Origin of the sequence: Vibrio fortis (assembly GCF_000695685.1) — a bacterium.
GTDB classification, from domain to species: Bacteria; Pseudomonadota; Gammaproteobacteria; order Enterobacterales; family Vibrionaceae; genus Vibrio; species Vibrio fortis_A.
The window spans coordinates 187,717-212,610 of sequence record NZ_JFFR01000025.1 but is presented as its reverse complement, the minus strand read 5'-3'; the positions used below and the strand labels follow the sequence as shown (position 1 = coordinate 212,610).

Here is a 24,894-nt window from a genome sequence, read left to right as displayed (position 1 = left end):
AACCAATGTCTCAGACCTCGCCGCCCGCGTTCGAGTCCCGACAAGGGGAGCCAGATTTAAAGAAGCCGCATCACTCGATGCGGCTTTTTGCGTTTTTGTTGACCTGAAATCCTCGAAACTGCGTATCACTCTACTCGTAATATCTGCATTCTTAGTCTTACATTTTGCAACGATCCTTGGGATTGAGAGCGTCTATACTTGCTACAACCAAGTGAATCAAACGATTAGGCGTAGATTTTTTCATCAACTGCCTAAATCCCTAACGATCCTTGGTTGTTATTAGGTGAGCAAAGCAGGATAATATTGGGATCGGAATTTCAAGAATTAATCCATTATGACCGAATACCTTTTGTTGTTGGTTGGCACTGTGCTGGTCAACAACTTTGTGCTAGTTAAATTTTTAGGGCTGTGTCCTTTCATGGGCGTTTCCAAAAAACTGGAGACGGCAATCGGTATGGGCCTTGCCACGACGTTTGTGTTAACACTGGCGTCGGTTTGCTCGTACCTTGTAGAAAACTACATCCTTGCGCCACTGGGCATTGAGTATCTAAGAACCATGAGCTTCATCTTGGTGATTGCTGTTGTGGTTCAGTTTACTGAGATGGTTGTGCACAAAACCAGTCCAACTCTGTACCGACTTCTCGGCATCTTCTTGCCATTGATCACAACCAACTGTGCAGTATTAGGTGTGGCACTTCTTAACATCAACGAGAATCACAACTTTATTCAATCGATCGTTTACGGCTTCGGTGCATCGATTGGTTTCTCTTTGGTGCTGATCCTATTTGCCGCTATGCGTGAGCGCATTACCGTGGCTGATGTACCAATGCCATTCAAAGGTGCTTCTATTGCGATGATCACAGCTGGGCTGATGTCTCTTGCATTCATGGGCTTTACAGGGTTGGTGAAGTAACCATGAGTACCATTTTAATTGCAATTATCGCCTTAGCTGTATTGGCCGCTGTATTTGGCGCCATTCTTGGTTTTGCATCTATCCGATTTAAAGTTGAGGCTGACCCTATCGTCGATCAAATCGACACTATTTTGCCTCAAACACAATGTGGTCAATGTGGTTACCCTGGCTGTAGACCGTATGCGGAAGCTATTGCCAACGGAGATAACATCAATAAATGTCCTCCTGGCGGTCAGGCAACAATCGAAAAACTTGCCGATTTGATGGGTGTAGAAGTTGAAGATTCAGCACACGATCTCGACAACAAAGTTAAGACCGTTGCCTTCATTCATGAAGATATGTGTATCGGTTGTACCAAGTGTATTCAGGCGTGTCCGGTCGATGCGATTGTTGGCGGAACCAAAGCCCTTCACACGGTTATCAAAGATGAATGTACTGGATGTGATCTTTGTGTGGCTCCATGCCCTACAGACTGTATAGAGATGATTCCGGTAGCAACAACAACTGAAAATTGGAAATGGCAGATGAACATGATTCCGGTTACTGATATTACTAACCAAGCTGCAAACGCAGACAAACAAGCGTAGGGTTAGTATGAACTCATTAATTGAACAAATTCGTACCGGCTCTGTTTGGACATTTCCAGGCGGTGTTCACCCCGCTGAAAACAAAAAGCAATCTAACGGTTTAGCTATCGCTCATGCTGCGATCCCGCAAGAAATTGTCCTGCCTGTAAAACAGCACATTGGTAAAGCGGGCAACCTTCTGGTCGCCATTGGCGATGATGTATTGAAAGGCCAACAGCTGACTGCTCTCGATACAGGTTTCACACTTCCTGTTCATGCTCCTACATCAGGTACCGTTGTCGCAATCGAACCAAGAACGACAGCGCACCCTTCTGGCTTGTCTGAACTTAGTATCGTGATCAAACCAGATGGCAATGATCAATGGATCGAACGCCAAGGTACTGAAGATTACACCGAGAAAACATCAGATGAGCTACTTGATATCATTCGCCAGGCTGGTATCTCCGGTATGGGTGGTGCTGGCTTCCCGACTGCAAAAAAACTGCAATCAGGCTTAGGTCGCACAGAAATTTTGATCGTTAACGCGGCAGAATGCGAACCTTACATCACTTCAGACGACAAGTTACTTCAGGAGCACGCAGACGAAGTGCTCAAAGGCATCGAAGTTGTCGAGCACCTGCTGCAACCAAAGCTGACTGTCATTGGTATCGAAGACAACAAGCCAGAGGCGATCAAAGCTCTTGAACTTGCCGCGAAAGAGAAAGATATTGTCATCCGCGTTATCCCTACCAAATACCCATCGGGTGGTGAAAAACAGCTGATTAAGATCCTGACCAACAAAGAAGTTCCTGCCGGCGGCATTCCTGCTGATATTGGGGTCTTAGTCCAAAACGTTGGCTCACTCTACTCAATCAAGCGCGCCGTCATTGATGGCGAGCCTGTTGTGAATCGCGTAGTCACACTTACCGGTAAAACCTTTAAGCAACCGCGTAATGTATGGGCGCTACTGGGTACTCCGGTTAGCGCACTGCTTGCTGAATTTGGTTACAAAGCCGATAAAAAGCTGCCACGACTCATTCTAGGTGGCCCGATGATGGGCTTCACCCTGCCGCATGAAAATGTGCCAATCACTAAGACGTCGAACTGTATTCTAGCACCGACACGTCGCGAGATTTCTCCAAATAGCTATGAAATGGAGTGTATCCGTTGTAGTCAATGTGCAGAGGCTTGCCCAGCTTCTCTATTACCACAGCAACTGCAATGGCACGCTAAGGCGAATGAGCTCGACAAGTGTGAAGAGCTGAACATTAAAGATTGTATTGAATGTGGAGCTTGTGCGTTTGTCTGCCCGAGTGAGATCCCACTGGTTCAGTATTACCGCCAAGCGAAAGCCGAGATCAAAACTCGCCGCGATGAAGCTGCCGCAGCCGAGAGAGCCAAACAGCGTTTTGAAGAGAAAAACGCTCGTATGGAGCGCGATAAAGCAGAACGCGAAAACCGCTTTAAGAAAGCAGCAGATAACCGTCGTAAAGAGATGAAGACATCTGACGGTGATGATGCCATCGCTGCAGCTATCGCACGAGTAAAAGCACAGAAAGCGGCTGCGGACACAACAAGTAAAGAGCCTGCTGTGAAGCCAGCAGTCGCCGCTGCCATTGCGAAAGCAAAAGCGAAACAAGCTGCGGCTCAACAAAGCAACAGTGCAGAACCAGATAACTCTGAAATGTCCAAGTTGCGAGAGGAGCGTAAGAAGCTAGCAAGAGAGCGTAAAGCTCAACAAGCTAATGCAGAAAACCAAACGTCAGGCGAAGACAAAAAAGATGCGGTCGCTGCTGCCATTGCACGCGCTAAAGCGAAAAAAGCCCAACAGGCAGAAACAAGCTCAGACGCAAGCAGTGACAACAAGAAAGATGCCGTAGCTGCCGCAATAGCTCGAGCTAAAGCCAAGAAAGCTCAACAATCAGAAACAAACTCTGATGCGAGTTCGGACAGCAAAAAAGACGCTGTAGCTGCAGCTATTGCGCGTGCTAAAGCGAAAAAGGCGCAGCAAGCTCAGCCACAAGCTGAACAAGTAGATACCGAATCAACAGACCAAACGGTTGATCCGAAGAAAGCAGCAGTTGCCGCTGCCATTGCTCGCGCTAAAGCCAAAAAGGCACAGCAAGCTCAGCCACAAGATGAACAAGTAGATACCGAATCAGTAGACCAAGCAGTTGATCCGAAGAAAGCTGCAGTTGCTGCTGCCATTGCACGCGCTAAAGCGAAAAAGGCACAACAAGCTCAACCTCAAGCGGAAGAAGTAGATACCAAATCAGTAGACGAAGCGGTTGATCCGAAAAAAGCCGCAGTTGCTGCTGCCATTGCACGCGCTAAAGCGAAAAAGGCACAACAAGCGCAACCACAAACTGAAGAAGTAGATACGGAATCAGCAGACGAAGCGGTTGATTCGAAAAAAGCCGCAGTTGCTGCTGCCATTGCACGCGCTAAAGCGAAAAAGGCACAGCAAGCTCAACCACAAGTGGAAGAAGTAGGAGCGGAGTCAGCAGACGAAGCGGTTGACCCGAAGAAAGCTGCGGTTGCCGCTGCCATTGCACGCGCTAAAGCGAAAAAGGCACAGCAAGCTCAACCACAAGTGGAAGAAGTAGATACGGAATCAGTAGACGAAGCGGCTGATCCGAAAAAAGCTGCAGTTGCTGCAGCTATTGCACGCGCTAAAGCGAAAAAGGCACAGCAAGCTCAACCACAAGTGGAAGAAGTAGATACGGAATCAGCAGACGAAGCGGTTGATCCAAAAAAAGCTGCAGTTGCTGCCGCTATTGCACGCGCTAAAGCTAGAAAAGCTCAGCAAGAGCAGAATAAAAAGAACATTGAGGAGAAAGAGTAGTGGCCTTTTTTATTGCCAGCTCACCGCACGCGCATAGCCGCAGAAGCACGCCAGATCTAATGAAATGGGTGGCGATTGCGGCATTACCTGGATTATTGGCGCAAACCTACTTCTTTGGTTGGGGCACAATTATCCAACTTGTTTTGGCTATATTGCTCGCCGTTGCTTTTGAAGCTGGTGTTATGTTGCTTCGTAAGCGCCCACCTATCATGGCTCTGCGTGACTACAGTGCAGTCGTGACAGCTTGGTTGCTAAGTGTTGCAATCCCGCCACACTCTCCGTGGTGGTTAATGGTTATCGGCTTATTCTTTGCCATTGTTGTTGCTAAGCACCTCTATGGTGGATTAGGACAAAACCCATTTAACCCAGCCATGGTCGCGTACGTGGTATTGCTGATTTCATTCCCAGTACAAATGACCAGCTGGAATGCGCCAATCAGTTTGAGTGCAGAGCCTGCAAGTTTTGTTGATTCGTTCTTGATGATCTTTACTGGCTTCAACAATGAAGGCCTATCATTGCAGCAAGCTCGTATCGGTATCGATGGCACGACAATGGCAACGCCACTGGATGCCTTTAAGACAGCATTGGCTGCAGGTAATACAGCTTCTGAAGCACTTTCACAGCCACAGTTTAGCTGGCTTGCAGGCATCGGTTGGGAGTGGGTAAACATCGCTTACCTTCTGGGCGGTTTAGTACTCATCAAACAGCGCGTGATTCAGTGGTATATCCCTGTTTCTTTCTTAGCGAGTCTGACGTTGTTTAGTCTGGTGTTCAGTGTGCTTACTCCGGGTGAAACAGCATCGCCTATGGTTCACCTACTTTCTGGTGCGACTATGCTAGGTGCATTTTTCATTGCAACAGATCCGGTTTCAGCCTCTACCACGGTTAAAGGTCGACTCGTTTTCGGTGCAATGATCGGTGGCTTAGTCTTCATTATTCGTAGCTGGGGTGGTTTCCCTGATGGCGTTGCATTTGCAATATTGTTAGCAAACATGTGCGTTCCGTTGATCGACTACTACACCAAACCTCGTACATACGGCCATTAAGGAAACGACAGACAATGCTAAATGCGATTAGAAAAAATGGTCTAACCCTTGCGATTTTTGCCTGTGCATCGACTGGTTTAGTGGCTGTGACTCACTACCTGACCAAAGATCAGATCAAGCTACAAGAACAAGCTCAACTGCTGTCGGTTTTGAATCAAGTGATTCCTCACGAGAAGCACGATAATGAACTTTTTTCATCCTGTACCTTGGTTGAATCTGAAGCACTTGGCAGTAAACAAGCCATGCCAGCGTACATAGCAACCATCAATGGTGAACCGAGCGCAATTGCGATTGAAGCGATTGCACCTGATGGCTATAACGGTGCGATTAAGGTGATCGTTGGTCTTGATATCGATGGTACTGTATTGGGTACTCGTGTGCTTTCACACCAAGAGACACCTGGGCTTGGGGATAAGATCGACCTACGCGTCACAGACTGGATCACTTCATTTACTGGCAAGCAAGTAACCGAAGCGAATCAAGACAAGTGGAAAGTGCGTAAAGATGGTGGTGACTTTGACCAATTCACCGGTGCAACAATCACACCAAGAGCTGTTGTCAAAGCGGTCAAAAATGCCGTCGTTTACGTTAACGAAAACCAACAAACACTGTTATCTCAGCCTAAAAACTGCGGAGGAGCGTAATGAGTGAACATAAAACGCTAATCAAAAATGGTATGTGGGCAAACAACCCTGCCCTTGTACAACTGCTTGGCCTTTGTCCATTACTAGCGGTGTCGTCGACTGTGACTAACGCACTCGGCTTAGGCATTGCAACACTTTTAGTTCTAGTTGGCTCGAATGTTTGCGTATCTCTGGTTCGCAACCATGTCCCAAAAGAAGTGCGTATTCCCGTATTTGTAATGATCATCGCATCGTTAGTAACTTGCGTTCAACTATTGATGAATGCTTACGCTTACGGCCTATACCTGTCTCTAGGTATCTTTATTCCGCTTATCGTAACCAACTGTATTATTATTGGTCGCGCAGAGGCATTCGCTTCTAAAAACACCGTACTCCCAGCAGCACAAGACGGCTTCTGGATGGGCATGGGCATGACTGCCGTTCTTGTTGTACTGGGCGCTATGCGCGAGGTCACTGGTAATGGCACTCTGTTTGACGGTGCGGATCTTTTACTTGGTGATTGGGCATCAGCACTAAGAATTGAAATATTCCAATTCGATAATAGCTTCCTACTGGCACTGCTACCGCCGGGCGCGTTTATTGGCGTTGGCTTCTTGATTGCGCTGAAAAACCTCATCGACCATCAAGCGAAAGCAAGACAGCCAAAACAAGAAAAACCAACCATCGAACGTGCTCGTGTTACTAACGCGTAGTTCAAACTATTCAAAGGGGCTAATTTAGCCCCTTTTGCAAATATAAATAGAGACACTCATAAGAGTGCAAAAATGAGCAAGCTTGACGCTTAAGCGACTCCAAGCTTTAAAACTGGAAAGTAATGTCACTATGAATAATGTCAAACGCGTTCAGATCTTAGAGCGTTTAAGGGAGAACAACCCGAATCCTCAAACCGAACTTAATTGGAGTTCACCGTTTGAGTTGTTAATCGCTGTTTTACTATCAGCCCAAGCGACTGATGTCAGTGTGAATAAGGCAACCGACAAGCTTTATCCTGTCGCCAACACACCTCAAGCTATCTACGACCTTGGCGTCGAGGGACTAAAAGAGTACATCAAGACGATCGGCCTATTTAACTCTAAAGCCGAGAACACCATCAAGACCTGTCGTATGTTGCTCGACCTGCACAACGGCGAAGTTCCTGAAGACCGTGCCGCTCTTGAAGCCTTACCTGGCGTTGGCCGAAAAACAGCAAATGTGGTGCTCAACACTGCATTTGGCTGGCCAACCATTGCCGTCGATACTCACATTTATCGCGTATCGAACCGCAGTAAGTTCGCGATGGGTAAAACTGTTGATGACGTTGAGCAAAAACTGCTTAAAGTCGTACCAAAAGAGTTCAAGCTAGATGTACACCACTGGCTGATTCTGCACGGCCGCTATACTTGTGTGGCGCGCAAGCCACGCTGTGGTAGCTGCATCATTGAAGACTTATGCGAATTCAAAGAGAAGACCGAAGTCTAACCAATTATCGGTTTTCTATAAAAACATCTAAGCTAGGAGCAAAACACTATGTCAAATGGCCGTATTTTACACACCATGCTGCGCGTTGGTGATCTTGACCGTTCAATCGAATTCTACACAAACGTTATGGGTATGAATGTACTTCGTCGTAACGAAAACGAAGAGTATGAATACACATTAGTATTCGTGGGCTATGGCGATGAGTCACAGGGCTCTGTAATCGAGCTGACTTACAATTGGGGTACGTCTGAGTACGACCTAGGTAATGCATTTGGTCACGTAGCAATTGGCGTTGACGACATCTACAGCACTTGTGACGCTATCAAAGCGGCAGGCGGCAACGTTACTCGCGAGCCAGGCCCAGTGAAAGGCGGTTCAACTCACATTGCATTCGTTAAAGACCCTGACGGCTACATGATTGAGCTGATTCAAAACAAACAAGCGAGTGCAGGTCTAGAAGGTTAATTCCTTATTTAAACTTCACTGAATAGCAAGATTCTGTAAGACATAAAGCGAGCATGGTGCTCGCTTTTTATTTGCCTCTATTTTGTAGCAGCGCGTCTCAGAAAACACTATATCTTGCCGAATTCTCAATCATTAGACTTTACATGATAATGATTATCGTTTAGATTGATGCCAGTTTTAATTAGGGAGCTATCATCATGATAAACGAATGGGAAAAACACACATTACTTGCCGATACTGCACTGCAACTCGACGATCCTATTCGAAGCATCCTTCACTATCAGCAAGCTCTGACGCTCAGTGAGAGAATCACTGAACGCACTGATATTGAAGCTGACGAGCGACTATTAATTTCAGTTATCTCTTGCCACAACTTAGCGCAATTTTGGCGTTGGGCGGGCGATACTGATTATGAATTGAAGTATCTTCAACTGGCTTCTGAAAAAGTGTTAACCCTTATTCCTCAGTGCCCTAACACGCAATGCTCAAGCTTCATCGATTCTATTGGCTGCTGCAAAAAGGCATTGATTGATTTTATGAAACGTCACCCGAACCCACAGATAGCGTCCATGGTTGAAAAGATCGATACCGCAACCAATTGTGAAATCATTGCTAAGTTCCGTCTGAATTAATTCCTGCCCGGAAACAAAAAATGCCAGTCTCAACAGACTGGCATTTTTTATCGGTTAACTTATTAAAGCGGCAAGATCCGTAAAATCTAGACCTGAGTTCGTCCAAGCGAAATCACCACGCGTCGGTTCTTATCTTTGCCAATTGGAGACGCATTATCAGCAATTGGGCGGCGCTTACCATAACCCTGCACCTGAATTCGCTCTTCGGAAAGACCAAGCGATTTAAAGTACTCACGTAAAGACTCTGCTCGACGCTCCGATAAGTTTTGGCTAACACCTTTGCTGTCCGCCGAATCGGTATAGGTCGCCACCAGCACAAGGTCAATATCTTGGTTATAACGAATGTATTCTGCAATCTGACTCAAACGCTTTTGCGATGCCTTACTCAACTGGTCACTGTTTCGATCGTAGTGCAGAATCGTAAATGAGATATCTTCAAAGCTGTAAGGCAGTAGATTCGAAATACAGTCACTGAACACATTATATTTCTGTTGGAACAATACCGAAGAGAGTGCCACTTCAATTCGTTGGTCTCGGCTTTGCCACTCTTGGTAGCTAAACGTTGGGTAACGCCCTTTCTCTAACTCGCTCAAGATACCCCAAGCAGTTTGACCACCAACATAGCCGTCAAATTGTTGGAAAAACTTAATCGTTGTCATTCGATCAGCACTCTCACCTGGACGCCACGGAGGCGGCATCGAGATCAAACTGACATTGCGTGTTGCCCCCATTGGACGACGCATTTTAAGTTCAAAGTCTAATATGATCTTTTTGCTGGCACGGGATGAAAACTCCGCATCACCAAAGTTTGGAATTGGGTGAACCAATCGACATTCTAATGGGGTATTTGCCACCATTTCCCAAGTCGACTGTTGAGGAGATGCCCCATATCGCTTCTCTTGCGCAAGCGCCGTCGACGACATCAGTAACGAAAACAGAATTGAACCTGTAATTAGTCGTTTATTCATAAGGGGGAGTATCTCTTAAGCAATTCGTTTAACAATGCAGCCAATTGCCGCATATTCTCTCTGAACAGATTAATGCAAATATCGCGCCGAGTGTGGGTGGCTAATTTATGAATTAATCACTTTCTGGAGTTTTTATCACTGCTATTATCTGCAATAATGCAGCCTCAATCACACTTATTTGGGCTAACATGACTGTAGAAAACGAAGCTCTGACCCTAAAAAAACGTTTCCGTGGCTATTTTCCAGTAGTCATTGACGTGGAAACCGCAGGGTTCAACGCGAAAACCGATGCATTATTAGAAATCTGTGCCATTACCCTAAAAATGGATGAAAACGGAGATCTCCATCCAGCATCGACGCTTCATTTTCATATCGAGCCCTTTGAAGGTGCCAACATCGAGCAAGAAGCCTTAGATTTCAACGGCATCAAAGACCCTTTCAGTCCATTACGTGGTGCGGTCTCTGAGCAAGAAGCCCTCAAAGAGATCTACAAACTTGTGAGAAAAGAACAAAAAGCTTCCAACTGCAGCCGTGCCATCATGGTGGCACACAACGCAACATTCGACTTAAACTTCGTCAATGCTGCTAGTGAGCGTTGTAAGCTTAAACGCGTCCCTTTCCATCCTTTTGCAACTTTTGACACTGCTGCCTTAAGTGGACTTGCCTACGGCCAAACCGTTCTGGCTAAAGCTTGCCGTACTGCAGGGATGGAATTCGACAACAAAGAAGCACACTCTGCTTTGTATGATACCCAGAAAACAGCTGAACTGTTTTGCGGTATCGTCAACAAATGGAAAGCGCTTGGCGGCTGGCCACTTGTTGAACCAGAATAAAAATAAAATCGACACACGTCTTTTCGTAATGTCATTAATTAAAAATAGTTAAACACAACACTCCGAGAAAATTATGAACCCTGTTGTTATATCAGTTTGCATCATGCTAGTTCTAGCCTTGATGCGTGTTAACGTTGTCGTTGCTCTCACGTTCAGTGCGATCATCGGTGGCGTTGTGTCGGGCATGACTCTTAACGATGCCGTTGCTGCTTTTGAAAGTGGCTTAGGTGGCGGTGCGACTATCGCTCTAAGCTACGCAATGTTAGGTACATTTGCTGTTGCTATCTCACGTTCAGGTATTACTGACCTGCTTGCTCAAAGCGTTATCAAGCGCATTCACGGCAAAGAGAACAGCACAGCTTCGACTGGTTTGAAATACGGCATTCTTGCATCACTTATTCTTGTGACGATGTCTTCTCAAAACGTTATCCCTGTGCATATCGCCTTCATCCCAATTTTGATTCCACCTCTACTAGGCGTGTTTGCAAAAATGAACCTCGATCGTCGTTTGATCGCGTGTGTCCTGACTTTCGGTCTGATCACACCATATATGGTTCTTCCAATCGGTTTCGGTGGTATCTTCCTAAACAACATCCTACTAAAGAACCTTCATGACAACGGCCTAGAAAATGTTGTTGCGAGCCAAGTTCCTGTCGCGATGTTACTACCAGCAGCAGGTATGATCTTTGGTCTACTGACTGCAGTGTTCTTTACTTACCGCAAACCTCGTCAATACAAAGAAACTGAACTTACAACGGTTTCTACAGAGACTAAGCAGATCAACAAGAAACACATCATTGTTGCAGCAGTGGGTATTGTAGCAGCACTGACTGTACAGCTTTCTACTGGCTCTATGATCATTGGTGCTTTGGCTGGTTTCATGGTGTTTACGTTTGGTGGCGTGATTGCATGGAAAGAGACACAAGATGTGTTCACGAAAGGCGTTCACATGATGGCGATGATCGGCTTCATCATGATCGCAGCAGCAGGTTTTGCAGCGGTAATGAAACAAACTGGTGGCGTTGAGTCTCTGGTTGAAGCGCTATCAACATCAATCGGCGACAACAAGCCTCTTGCTGCACTCCTAATGTTGGTTGTAGGCCTACTGGTAACCATGGGTATCGGTTCTTCGTTCTCTACAATTCCAATTCTTGCGACGATTTACGTTCCACTAGCGGCAGCATTTGGTTTCTCTCCAATGGCGACTATCGCACTAGTGGGTACTGCTGCAGCATTGGGTGACGCAGGTTCACCAGCGTCTGACTCTACGTTGGGTCCAACATCTGGTCTTAACGCAGATGGTCAACACGAGCACGTATGGGAAACGGTAGTACCAACTTTCCTACACTACAACCTTCCACTGATTGCATTCGGTTGGATTGCCGCAATGGTTCTTTAGCCTATAGCTAAGAAGCTAAGAGCGAAACGCATACCGTTTAAAAGCCGCCTATCATTAGGCGGCTTTTTATTACCTTTTTCATACCCTTCCCCCTTATTACGTACGTGATACCCTTTCCAAAAGCACTCTGTTTTTCTGCACCAGGTGGCATTTTATAACATGCCCTTCTACACTTAAGTGTCTAATAAATAAGCTGTGCAATCCTAGACAAATAATTCGATAAACAGATGGATATGTACGGTAAAGGCTAAAACGTCATAAGGCTAATATATGGATATACTTGCCCAATCACGCTACCTGATCATTGATGACAGTAGCGTAATTCAGAGTGCGACCAGAGCGCTTCTTATCAAGCTTGGTGTACCTAACAACAACGTTATCAGTGCGTCCAATGCTCAAAATGCTATTGAGGCGTGTCGAGCACACAGATTTGATATTCTATTGGTCGACCACGACCTTGGTGCTGGCAGTAATGGCCTGCAGCTATTGGAGTACTTACAACAAAAAGAGCTGATCAAACCACAAACTCTGGTTTTCATTGTGACTGGTAATGACAGTCAAGATATCTTCTTTGGTTACGCAAACTTCGAACCAGATGGGTATTTAATTAAACCGATACGTGCAGACGATATCATCAAACGTGTCACGTCAGGACTCTCCAGACAACACTACTTTTCAACACTCGAGCAAACGTACGTTAAAAGTGGTCTCAATGCCGTGAAGCCTCTCTTCGCCAAAGCACCGGATCCTTCAGCTTTGAAAGATGCCATTGTCTATATGGCGAAAGTCCTTATCAAAAACCAAAAACTCGATGAAGCGCAAGCCATGCTCAACGGCCTGTTGCAGTTGCATGATTACCTCCCAGCCAAGACAAAGCTCGTTGAAATCCTGATAGCTAAGCAACAATATCATGACGCGCTAACTCAACTCGATGCCTTGATCACGGCTAACCCGCGCAACCTCAAATTGCAACAGCTTAAAGTAAAAGTGTGCTTAAACACCAATAAGTTAGAGATGGCTGACAGCATGATTGATCATGTGTTATCGGTGAATAGCAGCAATATCGAACTCACCAATACCATGGTGTGGCTGCAACTTCTCAACCGCGATTTTGATAAGGCTACTCAACATTTAAAGTCTTTAGCGCAGCTTCTACCTCACTCGATCTGGGATACATCAGGAAAACGAGCTCTGATCTTATGGTTTGACTCTTCAAAACTGACAGAGAAGGAGCTGCAATTGTGGCGACCGGAAGCGGCATGGCAGAGACTTTCTCATGCAGAAAAGAGCTATGCACTCAGCAAACCACTACTCAAGTTGTGTCGCACCATACAACTTATCCAACTCAATCAACCAGATTCGGCACTGCAACATATCGAAAACACATCCACCAATGAGTTTTCTGAAAATGATATCGAGGCATTTTTCTTACTGGCGGTTTGTTATCAAGCATTAGGAGCTCATGACAAAGTTGAACAACTCAAGCGCCATTTAGATAGCCTACTTCAATCAGACAGCAGTGGTTTGGCGCATTTACAACAAATGGCATTACAACAAGCAGACAACTTTGCTCTACCACCACTTGTTAAAGCTGTGCCAGCCGCGGCTAACTGTTAGTTCCTCCACAAATAAACCGCTAATGACAGGATGTCTTTATGCATGACGATTGTGTTCAAAACCTAGTTAAACGCTTCTTACTGCCCTTTATCTGGCTATGTTTAGTGGCGCAGCCGCTCTATGTCCATGCCGAGGATCAAGTTCAAGCACAGTCAAACCACGCATTGAGTTCAAGCACTATAAGCTCATCGAACAAGCCTGTTCTAAGAGTTGGCCTCCCCTCTTACGACATGGTGCCATATAGCTATCAACATAAGACTCCTAGCGGTAGCAGCGTTACCGAAGGGTTATTGATAACCATGCTAGATCAAACCTCGATTAAAGCTGGATTTGAATATGAGCTCACGCTCTATCCTACTTTCAGTGCAGTACTAGACGCATTTAGACTAGGTGAACTCGATTTGTTGGTTGGTGTTTCAGCGACCAAAGAGCGCCAAGACTATATGGCGTTCAGTGAACCTATGTTTTCAATTCGTCGAGCGGTAATCACCCAACAACGAAGCATTAACCAACTGAGCGATCTCGCGACAGCCAATCTTGCTCTTGAAGAAGGTTTCGCGTTGAATGATTTACTTCCTAGCTTGCTACCAGACAGTCGGATAACCAGATTAACGAGTACGCAAGATGCTTTCCTCGCCATCAAAGAGAACCAAGTTGATGCTTATATCGGTGATGCTCTCGCTCTATCAGCCCTGTTGAGAGAGCAGCCCCAAGAGTCGCTGATGCTTTCATTATTGCCCGATTTACCCGCTGACCATCTCCACTTTGCCGTGAAGAAAGGCAAACATAGGCTATTGAGTAGAATTAACTTTGCGTTAGAAGATATCAAACAGGATTCACTTACTTCCATATACAATCAATGGCTAGCGCCTTCTCAACACTCAATGCTTTTAAATTACGGGACGCTCAACCTTACTTTGGAAGAGCAAGAGTGGTTGGAAAGAAACCCGACAATTCCTGTTGGCGTTCACGGACATTGGTACCCTTATGACTTCATCAATGATCAGAAGCAACACGATGGCCTATCTGCTGATGTACTTAAGCTGATTGGTAACGTCCTGGGCGTCTCATTTGAGACCAAAACCTACCTCACCACTGAAGCGGCAGAAGTTGCATTTAATCGTGGTGAAACCATGTTATTGACCAATATGACGCCAACCTCGGAAAAGGCGAGATATATGGATTTTACTCAGGCCTACAGTTACGAGCCTTGGGTAATACTCAGTCGAGCGGATCGCTTTGGTAGCTTCACACCAAGCCGTTCCGAGAGTATCGGAATCATTGAGAATAGTGGTGGGGCAACCGTACTCCCTTCGCTCTGCCTAGCCTGTCAGGGACAAACCTATATCAATCATGTCAGTGCTTTCCAAGCGTTACAAAAAGAAGAAATTGAATATGTGTTGGCTTCTTTACATCATGCCGCCCCCCTTCTCCATCAAGACTACTTAGGGCAGTTTAAAATCACAGGAACCATTACCGAACAAAACAATGCTCAGCTGGCAATGGCCGTTAACTTCCGCCACCCTATGCTACTCAGCATCCTTAACAAAACGATTAGCGCCCTGCCTCCAAAGGAGCTCGAACGTCTGGAAAGCAAATGGTTAACCTATGAATATCAAGAAGGTCTATCGCCTCGCGAAGTCGCTAAATGGTCAGCCATCATTGGTTTAACCATAGGTTTGATCATCTTAGCGATCGTCTTTTGGAACCGAAAAATGGCGGCTGAAATCAAACAAAGAAAGATAGCAGAAGAGCGAGCCAGAGCTGCCGAAACCCATTTGCAAACCTTAGCCGATAACATTGATGGTGTGGTGTTAAAGCATACTCAAGTGGATATAAACCAGCCTTTGAGCGTTCAATTTAGCTTCGTCAGTGCCGGAGTGAATGACATGTTTGGCCTGACAGCACAAACCGTTCAAGACAGTCCACAGAGGCTATTTCAGCTGTTTTCTGCTCAAGGCATACGCGAGCTAGAGAGCATTATTGTCCAGGCGTTGCCTACGGGGCATTGGGAGAGCGAGCAACAAGTGAAGCTCCCTACTGGCGAAACTAAGTGGGTTAAGTTCAGCAGCCAAGTATCCCATAGCTCGGGTACAACCAGCTCCAAATCGTCCGAACCAAATGATGTGGAAGCGCCGAACAAGAATCGACGTAACCAGCAAAGCGCCATGCAGTGGAATACGGTGATTACCGATATCACTCTCCTCAAGAAGCAACAACAAGCATTGGATAACGCGCGGCAGAAAGCGGAAAGTGCAACCGCAGCCAAATCCCAATTCCTCGCCACCATCAGCCATGAAGTTCGTACGCCAATCAGCGGCATTTTAGGTCTATTAGAGCTAATGCAGGAGCATCAATTGAATGAAGAGCTACAGAGCCTGCATGGAGGATTGACTCAATCCGCTCGTAACCTCTTGCACATCGTCAATGATGTGCTCGACTATTCAAAGATTGAAGCTGGAAAACTGGAGCTCAGCCCAACCGACATTGAGTTGGGGAAAGTTTTGGCTCGTATTGTTCAACCACAATCCATTCACGCTCAGCAGAAAGGATTAGCGTTCCACTATTGGCAAGATCCTGCACTCGCACAATGGCTCTATGCTGATGATATAAGGCTGCATCAAATTCTGAATAACTTCCTCAATAATGCGATTAAATTCACCGAACACGGCACGATCTCACTGCATGTTAATGTTATTGAAAGCACTCAACATCAACAAAAGATCAGCTTAACTGTATCAGATACTGGTATTGGTATTCCCAAGGATAAACAAGATGCCCTTTTCCAACCATTCGAGCAGGTTGATAAAACCACCAGCCGTCGATTCGGGGGCACTGGTCTTGGGCTTTCTATCGCCACTAAGTTAATCGAGCAGATGGAGGGAATACTGACATTAGATAGCGATGAGGGGAAAGGGAGTGATTTCACCGTCACGATATCTCTACCCATAAGTAGTACACCAGATGATGGGGCGAAATATCCATTGGCACTGCCCGCTTTGCTCAATGAGCAACAACAGAATCCAAGCCTGATCGCCAACTCCTCTTCCGAGGTTTATATTGTCGGCTTCTTCTTACAGCAAGAAGAGCTGTGTCGTTATCTCAAGCATCTTGATTTAAAGCCGAAAGTTCTGCACATCAACCAGAAAGACCTACTCCAAGAATCAGTAGTTCAGAACAAACCAAAACACATCTTTGTCGCCATGTCAGTCTGGCAACAACTCGCCATTACCGATGCATGGATAAAGGAACACGCCGAGACAACAAGCTTTACCATCATCAATCAAAGTCCAATGCTCTCTCCAGAGCCACTCGGCAGTTCATGGTGCCTATCTGTCAATCCACTTCTACCCGATAACTTAGTACACGTACTCACCAAACCTGTTAGCCACGACTGTATGCCATTGCAAAAAACTAACGAGGTGACCTCACGCTTCATGCAAGAGAGCCGTGAACAAGCAGAAAGAAACGGGCGATTAATACTGGTCGCAGAGGATCACCCAATAAACCAACAAGTGATCGCCAAACAACTAGCAAACATCGGAGTTCAAGCCGATATCGTAGACAACGGCTTGCTCGCCCTGAACGCACTTAAAGAGAAGCGTTATGGACTGCTTTTAACTGACTGTCACATGCCTGAAATGGACGGCTATACTCTCTCAGCCAGCATTCGCCAACTGGAAGCCCAATCTGATGAAATGCATCGTGAGCTACTCAAACAAATGCCGGGACTTGAGCTAAATGAACTAGACGTTTCGACGTTATGCAGCTTGGGAGAGAGCTTTACTGCGCACCGCGTAAACTGCACTGGCGCCGATGATTCTCATCAGCTCAACACATTGGCTGACTATCGACTCCCTATCGTCGCACTGACTGCCAATGCAGTTCAGGGGGAGGATGAGAACTGCTACGCACATGGCATGGACGACTTCTTGGTCAAACCTGTCTCTATCAAACAGATGATACTGACTTTAGAGAAATGGCTGCCTTCACTTAATGATATTTCAAACGAGGAGTCGAAAGAGCACCCAGAGCAAACAGCGTCTTCATCACAAGATGAAGATGACTTTTCTGCATTGTTTCAAGATATCGAGGATGGTTTCGAAACATCAAGACCACCAATAGATGGAGAAATTGCAGTCGCTGACAACACAGATGACAACACTAGCAGCCTCATAGACTTTAAGGCATTGAACGAACTATTTGGAGATGCCGATGTGGCAATGTCACTACTCGAAGAGTTTGAAACTACCTTTATTGAAGATTGGCGGGCGATCACTCAATTGTGGGAAGAGCAGAGATTTAAGTCTCTTAAAACAACCGCTCATCGAGTGAAAGGTGCGGCTAAAATGGTCGCTTGTGACGCTCTCGCAACGCCACTTGCTGACATTGAATCGCTCGCAAGTGAACTTGCTTTGCAAACGTTAGAGATATCTTCTGCAGAAACGCAAATGCTTCTGTATCTGCAAGAGGTTGAAGCCGTTTCTACGCAATTCCAACAAGAGCTGAATCAGATACGTCATACCCTCTCAAGGGAGCCACAATCAAAGGCTTACTCATATGAGTAAACCTTTATCGAGCTAATAAACACGTTCGCCAAGCACTCTGTATTGGATTGCGCTAACTGCAAACTCTAACAAAACTAGGCGGGCGTGTTCTTTAGGATGATTTCTCTAATCGACTTAAGCGTCGCTTCAGTGGAAAGGTAGTCCAGCTCGACTTCTGTAAAAATACCATCAACTTCAAGCATTAACGTTGGGTAAGAGTAAACCCCCATCGCCTCTTTGAAGCTCAACTGGTCGTCTAACTCGCCTTCCAAAAGCTTACCAGACAGATCATTTTCAAATTGCTGCACATTCATTCCAAGCTCTTCAGCTAATTGGAGATGAGTTTCAACACTATGTGGCAACATCGCACGCAGATAATATGCATGTTGAATCGCTTCTAACATCTCTTCATAGTGATCTTGGAATCCAGCAGCAATGACGGCACGGCAAGCAGGGTAAGTACTGCGAACTGGTTTGCACTCAGTCCAAAATTCGTGGTTAAACTCAGTACCAAGTTTCGCTTCAATCTGCTTCCAAATCGCTTGCAGCTTTTGCTTCATCTCATCTGACATAGGCTCATCAGAATCCGGTGCAAGGCCACCAACCACGTAGTTAAATTCGATGCTCGCAGGCAACTGCTGTTTAAGAAGTTTTAATGTTGGCTTGTATCCCCAACACCAACTGCACATTGGATCGTGGACATAGTGAAGTTTTACATTCATTGCATTTCCCTTATACCAATAAAAAAGGAGCCCAACGGCCCCTTTTCTCATTGAGTGTCGCTAAAAAGCTCAGCTCTTATGCTTCATCGCCAGCAACTTTCGCTGCTGCTTCTTTAATAAGAGGCTGAAGTTCGCCTTTTTGGAACATCTCAAGAATGATGTCACAACCACCGATCAGCTCACCTTCAACCCAAAGTTGTGGGAATGTTGGCCACTGTGCGTAAGCTGGTAGCTCTGCACGAATGTCAGGGTTTTGTAGGATGTCTACGTAAGCAAACTTTTCACCACATGCCATTAGCGCTTGAGATGCTTGAGAAGAAAAACCACAGCTTGGTAGTTTAGGAGAACCTTTCATGTAAAGTAGAATGGCATTTTCTTCAATTTGCTGTTTGATTTTATCGATAGTTTCCATTGCTTCCTCGTTAATGGATTACGGCTTTATTGCCTTTATTCTACCCCAAACCCCAAGAATAAAAACCATATAAAAAAAATGGTTAAAGAGTTAGAGTAAGATTTAATAGAAAATCACACAAATGTGCTTTTAATAAAGTAAAAACTTGCTAAACTATATCGCAAGTCAGCAAATTGACCGTAGCCTGCAAAAAGTAAGCTATGAATAATAAATATCACTGGAAGCAATCGAAAGAGGTAACTCTTTCATATCAATGGAGAATTGAGCAATGGCATTTGAACTACCAGCTCTACCTTACGCGAAAGACGCACTAGAACCACACATCTCTGCAGAGACTCTAGATTTCCACCACGGTAAGCACCACAACACTTACGTTGTTAAGCTAAACGGTCTTATCCCTGGTACTGAGTTCGAAGGTAAAACACTAGAAGAGATCATCAAGACTTCTACTGGTGGCGTATTCAACAACGCAGCTCAAATCTGGAACCACACTTTCTACTGGCACTGTCTAGCTCCTAAAGCTGGCGGCGAACCAACAGGTGCAGTTGCAGACGCAATCAATGCTTCATTTGGCTCTTTCGAAGAGTTCAAAGCAAAATTCACTGATTCAGCAATCAACAACTTCGGTTCTTCTTGGACTTGGCTTGTTAAGAATGCTGACGGTTCTCTAGAGATCGTTAACACGTCTAACGCAGCGACTCCTCTAACAGAAGAAGGTGTTACTCCACTTCTAACTGTTGACCTATGGGAACACGCTTACTACATCGATTTCCGTAACGTACGTCCAGACTACATGAACGCTTTCTGGGCTCTAGTTAACTGGGAATTCGTTGCAGCGAACCTAGCTAAATAATTAGCACTTAGCTGATTCTGATAAAAGCTCACGCATGCGTGGGCTTTTTTGTTTTTGACACTTCTCCTCTCCTCCTGATTAAAATAAAACCAATCAATTACTTAATCGATTTAAACACTAAAGTTTGAACCAAGCTTGCCGTTATAGGTGTATCCAAAGAGAGGCACCATGCAAGTAAACACACTCGACAATAACGTCATTATTAACGAACTCAAGTTCGGGACTGGAATCAACCAAGCGGTTGAACAAGGTCGCCGTGCCGATTTCGCGTTGCTGCTGTCTATGTTTTCCGATGATGTTCGTGATAACACGCCTCTGGATGTTTTGTCAGTAGAAGAGACAACAGAAAGTAAATTGCGCCAACAATTTGGTGTCGCAGAGCCGCAGCCTTTACGCTCGAACCAATCTTCATATGAGATCTCAGCAAAACAGTCGCAAGGCTTTCACCAAGCCGGACTCCCTAGCGCCAAGCTGAATCATTACCTAACCCCAGAAGCATTGGCTTTCATGCCCGAAGGGACACATGATTTTCCAGAAGAGGTTTACCACAACCTTTCTACACATGAGCGCCGCAAACTCGCCAAGCAACCAGCAACTGAACTGCCACATGCGACATTGTACAACGAGCTAACCACGGCTCAGCGTCAGTTCCATATCCAGGCACAGGCTTAATCACTAAAATCCATAAATAAGCGTGATGTATTTCACACGCATACCCCCAAAGTGTGAGCTGTCGCCAAGTTCATATAAAGTTCTGTTTTTTCGCTGCTTACTTTGAACTAATTCACACCGATCGTACATTTTTTGACCCATCCTTACCTAACCACTACTACTCATTTAGGTCTAGGAATGGAAATTAAAAGCTCTATCATATTGGTGACATCCGCGGGGTCGCAACTCGGGGGAACCATCGCAAATCATTTTGTGAATCTGGGTGCGACCGTGATTCTTTGCGATATTGACAGCGCTAGCCTAGATGAAACCTACCAACTTTGTTCTCGCTATTCGACGTCGGTCTATAGCTACCCAATAGAGCGCTATGACAGCCAAACCATTCTCAAGGTTTTTGACTTCATTCAGCTTACGTTTGGCACAACTCCCGATGTTTTAGTCAATAACTGGGTGAGCACTCCTATGCCAACGCTCACCGGTTCACAGCCCGTTAGCTGCTTTATTGATAATCTGTCAGCGATGGCCTCTACCCTTTTCTCGTTTGGACAAGCAAGTGTCGATAGGCTGCGTCAAGCGAACAAACAAGGGGTAATTGTTAATGTAATATCCCACGATGACTTTAAAGACATGTCTGGCTTAGAGAGTGCTAACTCAATGATCACCGGTTTCACCCATAGTTGGGCCAAAGAACTGACGCCTTTCAATATTCGTGTTGGTGGTGTGATTCCTGCTATCCATAATGCCGATGGCAAACTCAATAAGTGTCACTGGGCTCAGCTTCAAGATGAACTCACCCGAACCGCGGAATACATCATATCCAACGACTACTTTAGCGGACGAGTAGTCGCGGCCGAGGTTTAATCTTTCTCTCAATTCTTTATTCGCTAAGTTAAAGGTCAAAAAAAAGCCCCAGTCTCTCGACTGGGGCTTTGTTCTTTTCCCGATTGTAGATTAACGTGCTAGCGAAAATCTATCTCAAAACTGAATCTAATTAAGCGTCAGCTTTTTCTTTTTTAGCTTTTGGCGCTTTAGCTTCTGCTGGTTTTTGGTCAGCTTTCTTAAGGATTACAGTAGTACCTTCGAAAGTTTCACCTTCAACGTAAGCTTGGCCGTGGTAAGACGCTAGTAGTACGTCTTTAAGCTCAGTGATTAGTGGGTAACGTGGGTTCGCACCAGTACATTGGTCATCGAACGCTTCTACCGCTAGTTCATCAAGCTTAGCTACGAAGTCAGCTTCAGAAACACCCGCTTCTTTGATTGACTTAGGAATGTCTAGGTCGCCTTTCAGCTCGTCTAGCCATGCTAGTAGACGTTCAATCTTCTGAGCAGTGCGGTCACCAGCTTGGCTTAGGCCTAGGTGGTCAGCAACTTCAGCGTAACGACGACGTGCTTGTGGACGGTCGTACTGAGAGAATGCAGTCTGCTTAGTTGGGTTATCGTTCGCGTTGTAACGTACCACGTTAGAGATTAGTAGTGCGTTCGCCAGACCGTGTGGTAGGTGGAACTCAGCACCAATCTTGTGCGCCATAGAGTGACAAACACCTAGGAATGCGTTCGCGAATGCTACACCAGCGATAGTTGCTGCGTTGTGTACTTTCTCACGAGCGATTGGGTCGTTTGCACCGTTCGCGTAGCTTGATGGTAGGTACTCTTTAAGCATCTTAAGTGCTTGTAGCGCTTGACCATCAGAGTATTCGTTAGCAAGAACAGATACGTAAGCTTCTAGAGCGTGAGTTACTGCATCGTAACCACCGAATGCTGTTAGAGACTTAGGCATGTTCATTACTAGGTTAGCATCAACGATAGCCATGTTTGGCGTGATTTCGTAGTCAGCTAGTGGGTACTTAGCACCAGTCTTGTCGTCAGTAACAACCGCGAATGGAGTAACTTCTGAACCAGTACCTGAAGTTGTAGTGATACATACAAGCTCAGCTTTCTTACCCATTTTAGGGAACTTGTAGATACGTTTACGGATATCCATAAAGCGCATTGCTAGTTCTTCGAAGTGAGTTTCTGGGTGCTCGTACATAACCCACATGATCTTCGCAGCATCCATTGGTGAACCACCACCTAGAGCTAGGATTACGTCAGGTTGGAAGCTCTTCATTGCTTCTGCACCTTTCTCAACAACAGATAGTGTTGGATCCGCTTCTACGTCGAAGAATGTTTGAACTTCGATGCCTTGCTCTTTAAGCAGTTTAACTACTTCATCAGCGTAACCGTTGTTGAATAGGAAACGGTCAGTTACTAGGAATGCGCGTTTCTTACCTTCTAGGTCGCTCATTGCGATTGGAAGGCTACCACGACGGAAGTAGATAGACTTAGGTAGTTTGTGCCACAACATGTTTTCAGCTCGCTTAGCTACAGTTTTCTTGTTGATAAGGTGCTTAGGACCTACGTTCTCAGAGATAGAGTTACCACCCCAAGAACCACAACCAAGAGTTAGAGACGGTGCTACGTTAAAGTTGTAAAGGTCACCGATACCACCGTGAGTAGTTGGGATGTTTACAAGGATACGTGCAGTCTTCATCTTGTCACCGAAGTAACGGATGCGGTCTGCGTTAACGTCTTGGTTAGTGTAAAGACCAGATGTGTGACCGATACCACCGATTTCAACCATAGTTACCGCTTGAGCAACTGCGTCTTCGAAGTTGTCAGCACGGAATAGACCTAGAGTTGGAGACAGTTTCTCGTGAGCGAATTCGTCATCGTAAGAAACTTTACCTAGACCTTCACCAACAAGCACTTTAGTGTCTGCAGGAACTTTAACACCAGCCATTTCAGCGATTGCTGGAGCAGGTTGACCTACGATTTTCGCGTTTAGGTTGCCGTCGATTAGAAGTACTTTACGTACTTTGTCAGCGTCAGCTTTAGATAGAACGTGAGCTTTGTGAGAAGCGAAACGCTCTTTTACTTCGTCGTATACTTCGCTAACTACGATAGCTGCTTGCTCAGAAGCACATACTACGCCGTTATCGAAAGTCTTAGACATTAGGATAGAAGCTACAGCACGTTTGATGTCAGCTGTTTCATCGATAACTACAGGAACGTTACCTGCACCTACACCGATTGCTGGCTTACCAGAAGAGTATGCTGCTTTAACCATGCCTGGACCACCAGTTGCAAGGATAAGTGCGATACCGTCGTGCTTCATAAGAGCGTTAGAAAGCTCTACAGATGGTTGGTCGATCCAACCGATGATGTCTTTTGGAGCACCCGCTGCTACTGCTGCGTCTAGTACAAGTTTCGCTGCATCGTTTGTAGAGTTCTTCGCACGTGGGTGTGGAGAGAAGATGATGCCGTTACGAGTTTTAAGTGAGATAAGAGACTTAAAGATCGCAGTAGAAGTTGGGTTAGTTGTTGGTACGATACCACAGATGATACCTACAGGTTCTGCGATAGTCATTGTACCTAGGTTGTCATCTTCTTCTAAGATGCCACAAGTTTTTTCGTCTTTGTATTTGTTGTAGATGAATTCTGACGCGAAGTGGTTTTTGATTACCTTATCTTCAACAATACCCATTCCAGATTCTGCTACCGCTTGTTGAGCTAGCGGGATACGAGCATGGTTAGCTGCAAGAGAAGCTGCGCGGAAGATTGCATCTACTTTTTCTTGAGAGAAAGTTGCGAACTCTTCTTGTGCTGCTTTAACGCGTGCTACTAGAGCATCTAGTTCAGCTAAGTTAGTTACAGGCATGGTGGATCTCCTAAAATAATAAATATTAAAAACTTTTTATTAATTTCACTGTGTCATCACTCGTTTGCCAACAGCGTTATTAGTAAATTGCTTTCGGAACTGAGTATATTATTTCAGTGTATGAAAAAAATTGACCCAGATCAGTTACCCAAAAGGAATTAACCAATAAGTGGTAAGGCAATCGCAAAAACATCCATAAACTCATGATTTATATAGACTAAAATCACAATTTGCATTCGTACAAAAAACAGGCAAACGGATAGTTTTTTTCTAATTAATGTCATATTCTGTAAAAAAGTTTCATTTTTAATCAGCTCACTTACATGTACACGGCAAAAATTGTGCTACTGAGAGTATATCCATCCCGTTGCAACGGGGGAGAAACTGTCATAATTTTTATTAAAAGCGTGCGCGAGATAACATTTAGATCAAATCAAGTTACAACATGAAACACCAAACAACATCCCGCAACATTCAAATTACACATCTATCACTCAATTAGTTTTTCTAAAAAACAGCCCCCTTTTCAGGTTAGTTTTTTTCATTCGCACTCTTTGAATTTGTCCCTTACATTACGCACTCTGATATAGGTCAGATCAAAGTCA

20 protein-coding genes are annotated in these 24,894 nt (G+C 45.3%); 16 read left to right on the top strand and 4 right to left on the bottom strand.

Annotation, left to right across the window (positions count from 1 at the left end):
• Positions 1-334 precede the first annotated feature (334 nt).
• From rsxA to VFDL14_RS08165, 9 genes are all read left to right on the top strand, one after another.
• Complete coding sequence (rsxA, locus tag VFDL14_RS08125; protein ID WP_032551997.1) at positions 335-913, top strand: electron transport complex subunit RsxA; 579 nt, start codon at positions 335-337, stop codon at positions 911-913.
• Between the two features lie 2 nt (positions 914-915).
• Complete coding sequence (rsxB, locus tag VFDL14_RS08130; protein ID WP_032551996.1) at positions 916-1,500, top strand: electron transport complex subunit RsxB; 585 nt, start codon at positions 916-918, stop codon at positions 1,498-1,500.
• Between the two features lie 7 nt (positions 1,501-1,507).
• Positions 1,508-4,324, top strand: a complete 2,817-nt coding sequence (rsxC, locus tag VFDL14_RS08135; protein WP_032551995.1) for an electron transport complex subunit RsxC — start codon at positions 1,508-1,510, stop codon at positions 4,322-4,324.
• The gene (rsxD, locus tag VFDL14_RS08140) at positions 4,324-5,370 is read left to right on the top strand and encodes an electron transport complex subunit RsxD (protein WP_032551994.1); all 1,047 of its coding nucleotides are present in this window, start codon (positions 4,324-4,326) and stop codon (positions 5,368-5,370) included. Before rsxC ends, rsxD begins: the two co-directional genes overlap by 1 nt.
• 14 nt (positions 5,371-5,384) lie before the next feature.
• Positions 5,385-6,014, top strand: a complete 630-nt coding sequence (gene rsxG / locus VFDL14_RS08145) for an electron transport complex subunit RsxG (protein ID WP_032551993.1) — start codon at positions 5,385-5,387, stop codon at positions 6,012-6,014.
• A complete protein-coding gene (locus VFDL14_RS08150) occupies positions 6,014-6,706 on the top strand; it encodes an electron transport complex subunit E (RefSeq protein WP_032551992.1) in 693 nt (230 codons plus the stop codon). The genes rsxG and VFDL14_RS08150 overlap by 1 nt, the downstream gene beginning before the upstream one ends.
• 130 nt (positions 6,707-6,836) lie before the next feature.
• Positions 6,837-7,472 carry an endonuclease III gene (nth, locus tag VFDL14_RS08155; protein WP_032551991.1) on the top strand — a complete coding sequence of 212 codons (636 nt, stop codon included), beginning with the start codon at positions 6,837-6,839 and terminating at the stop codon, positions 7,470-7,472.
• A gap of 48 nt (positions 7,473-7,520) precedes the next feature.
• Positions 7,521-7,937, top strand: a complete 417-nt coding sequence (gene gloA, locus VFDL14_RS08160) for a lactoylglutathione lyase (protein ID WP_032551990.1) — start codon at positions 7,521-7,523, stop codon at positions 7,935-7,937.
• A gap of 197 nt (positions 7,938-8,134) precedes the next feature.
• A complete protein-coding gene (locus tag VFDL14_RS08165; protein ID WP_032551989.1) occupies positions 8,135-8,569 on the top strand; it encodes a DUF2753 domain-containing protein in 435 nt (144 codons plus the stop codon).
• Positions 8,570-8,655: 86 nt separating this feature from the next.
• Here VFDL14_RS08165 and motY read toward each other — a convergent pair whose 3' ends face one another.
• Positions 8,656-9,537 carry a flagellar protein MotY gene (motY, locus tag VFDL14_RS08170; RefSeq protein ID WP_032551988.1) on the bottom strand — a complete coding sequence of 294 codons (882 nt, stop codon included), beginning with the start codon at positions 9,535-9,537 and terminating at the stop codon, positions 8,656-8,658.
• 188 nt (positions 9,538-9,725) lie between these two features.
• Here motY and rnt point away from each other — a divergent pair, with 188 nt between their 5' ends.
• The 4 genes from rnt to VFDL14_RS08190 all read left to right on the top strand — a co-directional run bounded on the left by rnt (position 9,726) and on the right by VFDL14_RS08190 (position 17,954).
• Positions 9,726-10,370, top strand: a complete 645-nt coding sequence (rnt, locus tag VFDL14_RS08175) for a ribonuclease T (RefSeq protein WP_032551987.1) — start codon at positions 9,726-9,728, stop codon at positions 10,368-10,370.
• A gap of 73 nt (positions 10,371-10,443) precedes the next feature.
• A complete protein-coding gene (locus tag VFDL14_RS08180) occupies positions 10,444-11,769 on the top strand; it encodes a Na+/H+ antiporter family protein (RefSeq protein WP_032551986.1) in 1,326 nt (441 codons plus the stop codon).
• Positions 11,770-12,039: 270 nt separating this feature from the next.
• Positions 12,040-13,386 (top strand): response regulator, encoded by a 1,347-nt coding sequence (locus VFDL14_RS08185; protein WP_032551985.1) that lies wholly within the window; start codon positions 12,040-12,042, stop codon positions 13,384-13,386.
• Positions 13,387-13,424: 38 nt separating this feature from the next.
• Positions 13,425-17,954, top strand: a complete 4,530-nt coding sequence (locus VFDL14_RS08190; protein WP_050487442.1) for a transporter substrate-binding domain-containing protein — start codon at positions 13,425-13,427, stop codon at positions 17,952-17,954.
• Between the two features lie 74 nt (positions 17,955-18,028).
• Here the strand turns inward: VFDL14_RS08190 and VFDL14_RS08195 are convergent, their stop codons facing one another.
• Together VFDL14_RS08195 and VFDL14_RS08200 are read right to left on the bottom strand one after the other, a co-directional pair.
• Positions 18,029-18,655, bottom strand: a complete 627-nt coding sequence (locus VFDL14_RS08195) for a DsbA family protein (protein ID WP_032551984.1) — start codon at positions 18,653-18,655, stop codon at positions 18,029-18,031.
• A gap of 76 nt (positions 18,656-18,731) precedes the next feature.
• A complete protein-coding gene (locus VFDL14_RS08200; RefSeq protein ID WP_032551983.1) occupies positions 18,732-19,067 on the bottom strand; it encodes a Grx4 family monothiol glutaredoxin in 336 nt (111 codons plus the stop codon).
• Between the two features lie 268 nt (positions 19,068-19,335).
• On the opposite strand from VFDL14_RS08200, the gene sodB reads away from it, so the two are divergent.
• From sodB to VFDL14_RS08215, 3 genes are all read left to right on the top strand, one after another.
• Complete coding sequence (sodB, locus tag VFDL14_RS08205) at positions 19,336-19,920, top strand: superoxide dismutase [Fe] (RefSeq protein WP_032551982.1); 585 nt, start codon at positions 19,336-19,338, stop codon at positions 19,918-19,920.
• 168 nt (positions 19,921-20,088) lie between these two features.
• The gene (locus tag VFDL14_RS08210) at positions 20,089-20,592 is read left to right on the top strand and encodes a VC2046/SO_2500 family protein (protein WP_032551981.1); all 504 of its coding nucleotides are present in this window, start codon (positions 20,089-20,091) and stop codon (positions 20,590-20,592) included.
• Positions 20,593-20,769: 177 nt separating this feature from the next.
• Positions 20,770-21,453 carry an SDR family oxidoreductase gene (locus tag VFDL14_RS08215; RefSeq protein ID WP_032551980.1) on the top strand — a complete coding sequence of 228 codons (684 nt, stop codon included), beginning with the start codon at positions 20,770-20,772 and terminating at the stop codon, positions 21,451-21,453.
• 130 nt (positions 21,454-21,583) lie between these two features.
• Here VFDL14_RS08215 and adhE read toward each other — a convergent pair whose 3' ends face one another.
• Positions 21,584-24,289 carry a bifunctional acetaldehyde-CoA/alcohol dehydrogenase gene (adhE, locus tag VFDL14_RS08220; protein WP_032551979.1) on the bottom strand — a complete coding sequence of 902 codons (2,706 nt, stop codon included), beginning with the start codon at positions 24,287-24,289 and terminating at the stop codon, positions 21,584-21,586.
• Positions 24,290-24,894: the final 605 nt, after the last annotated feature.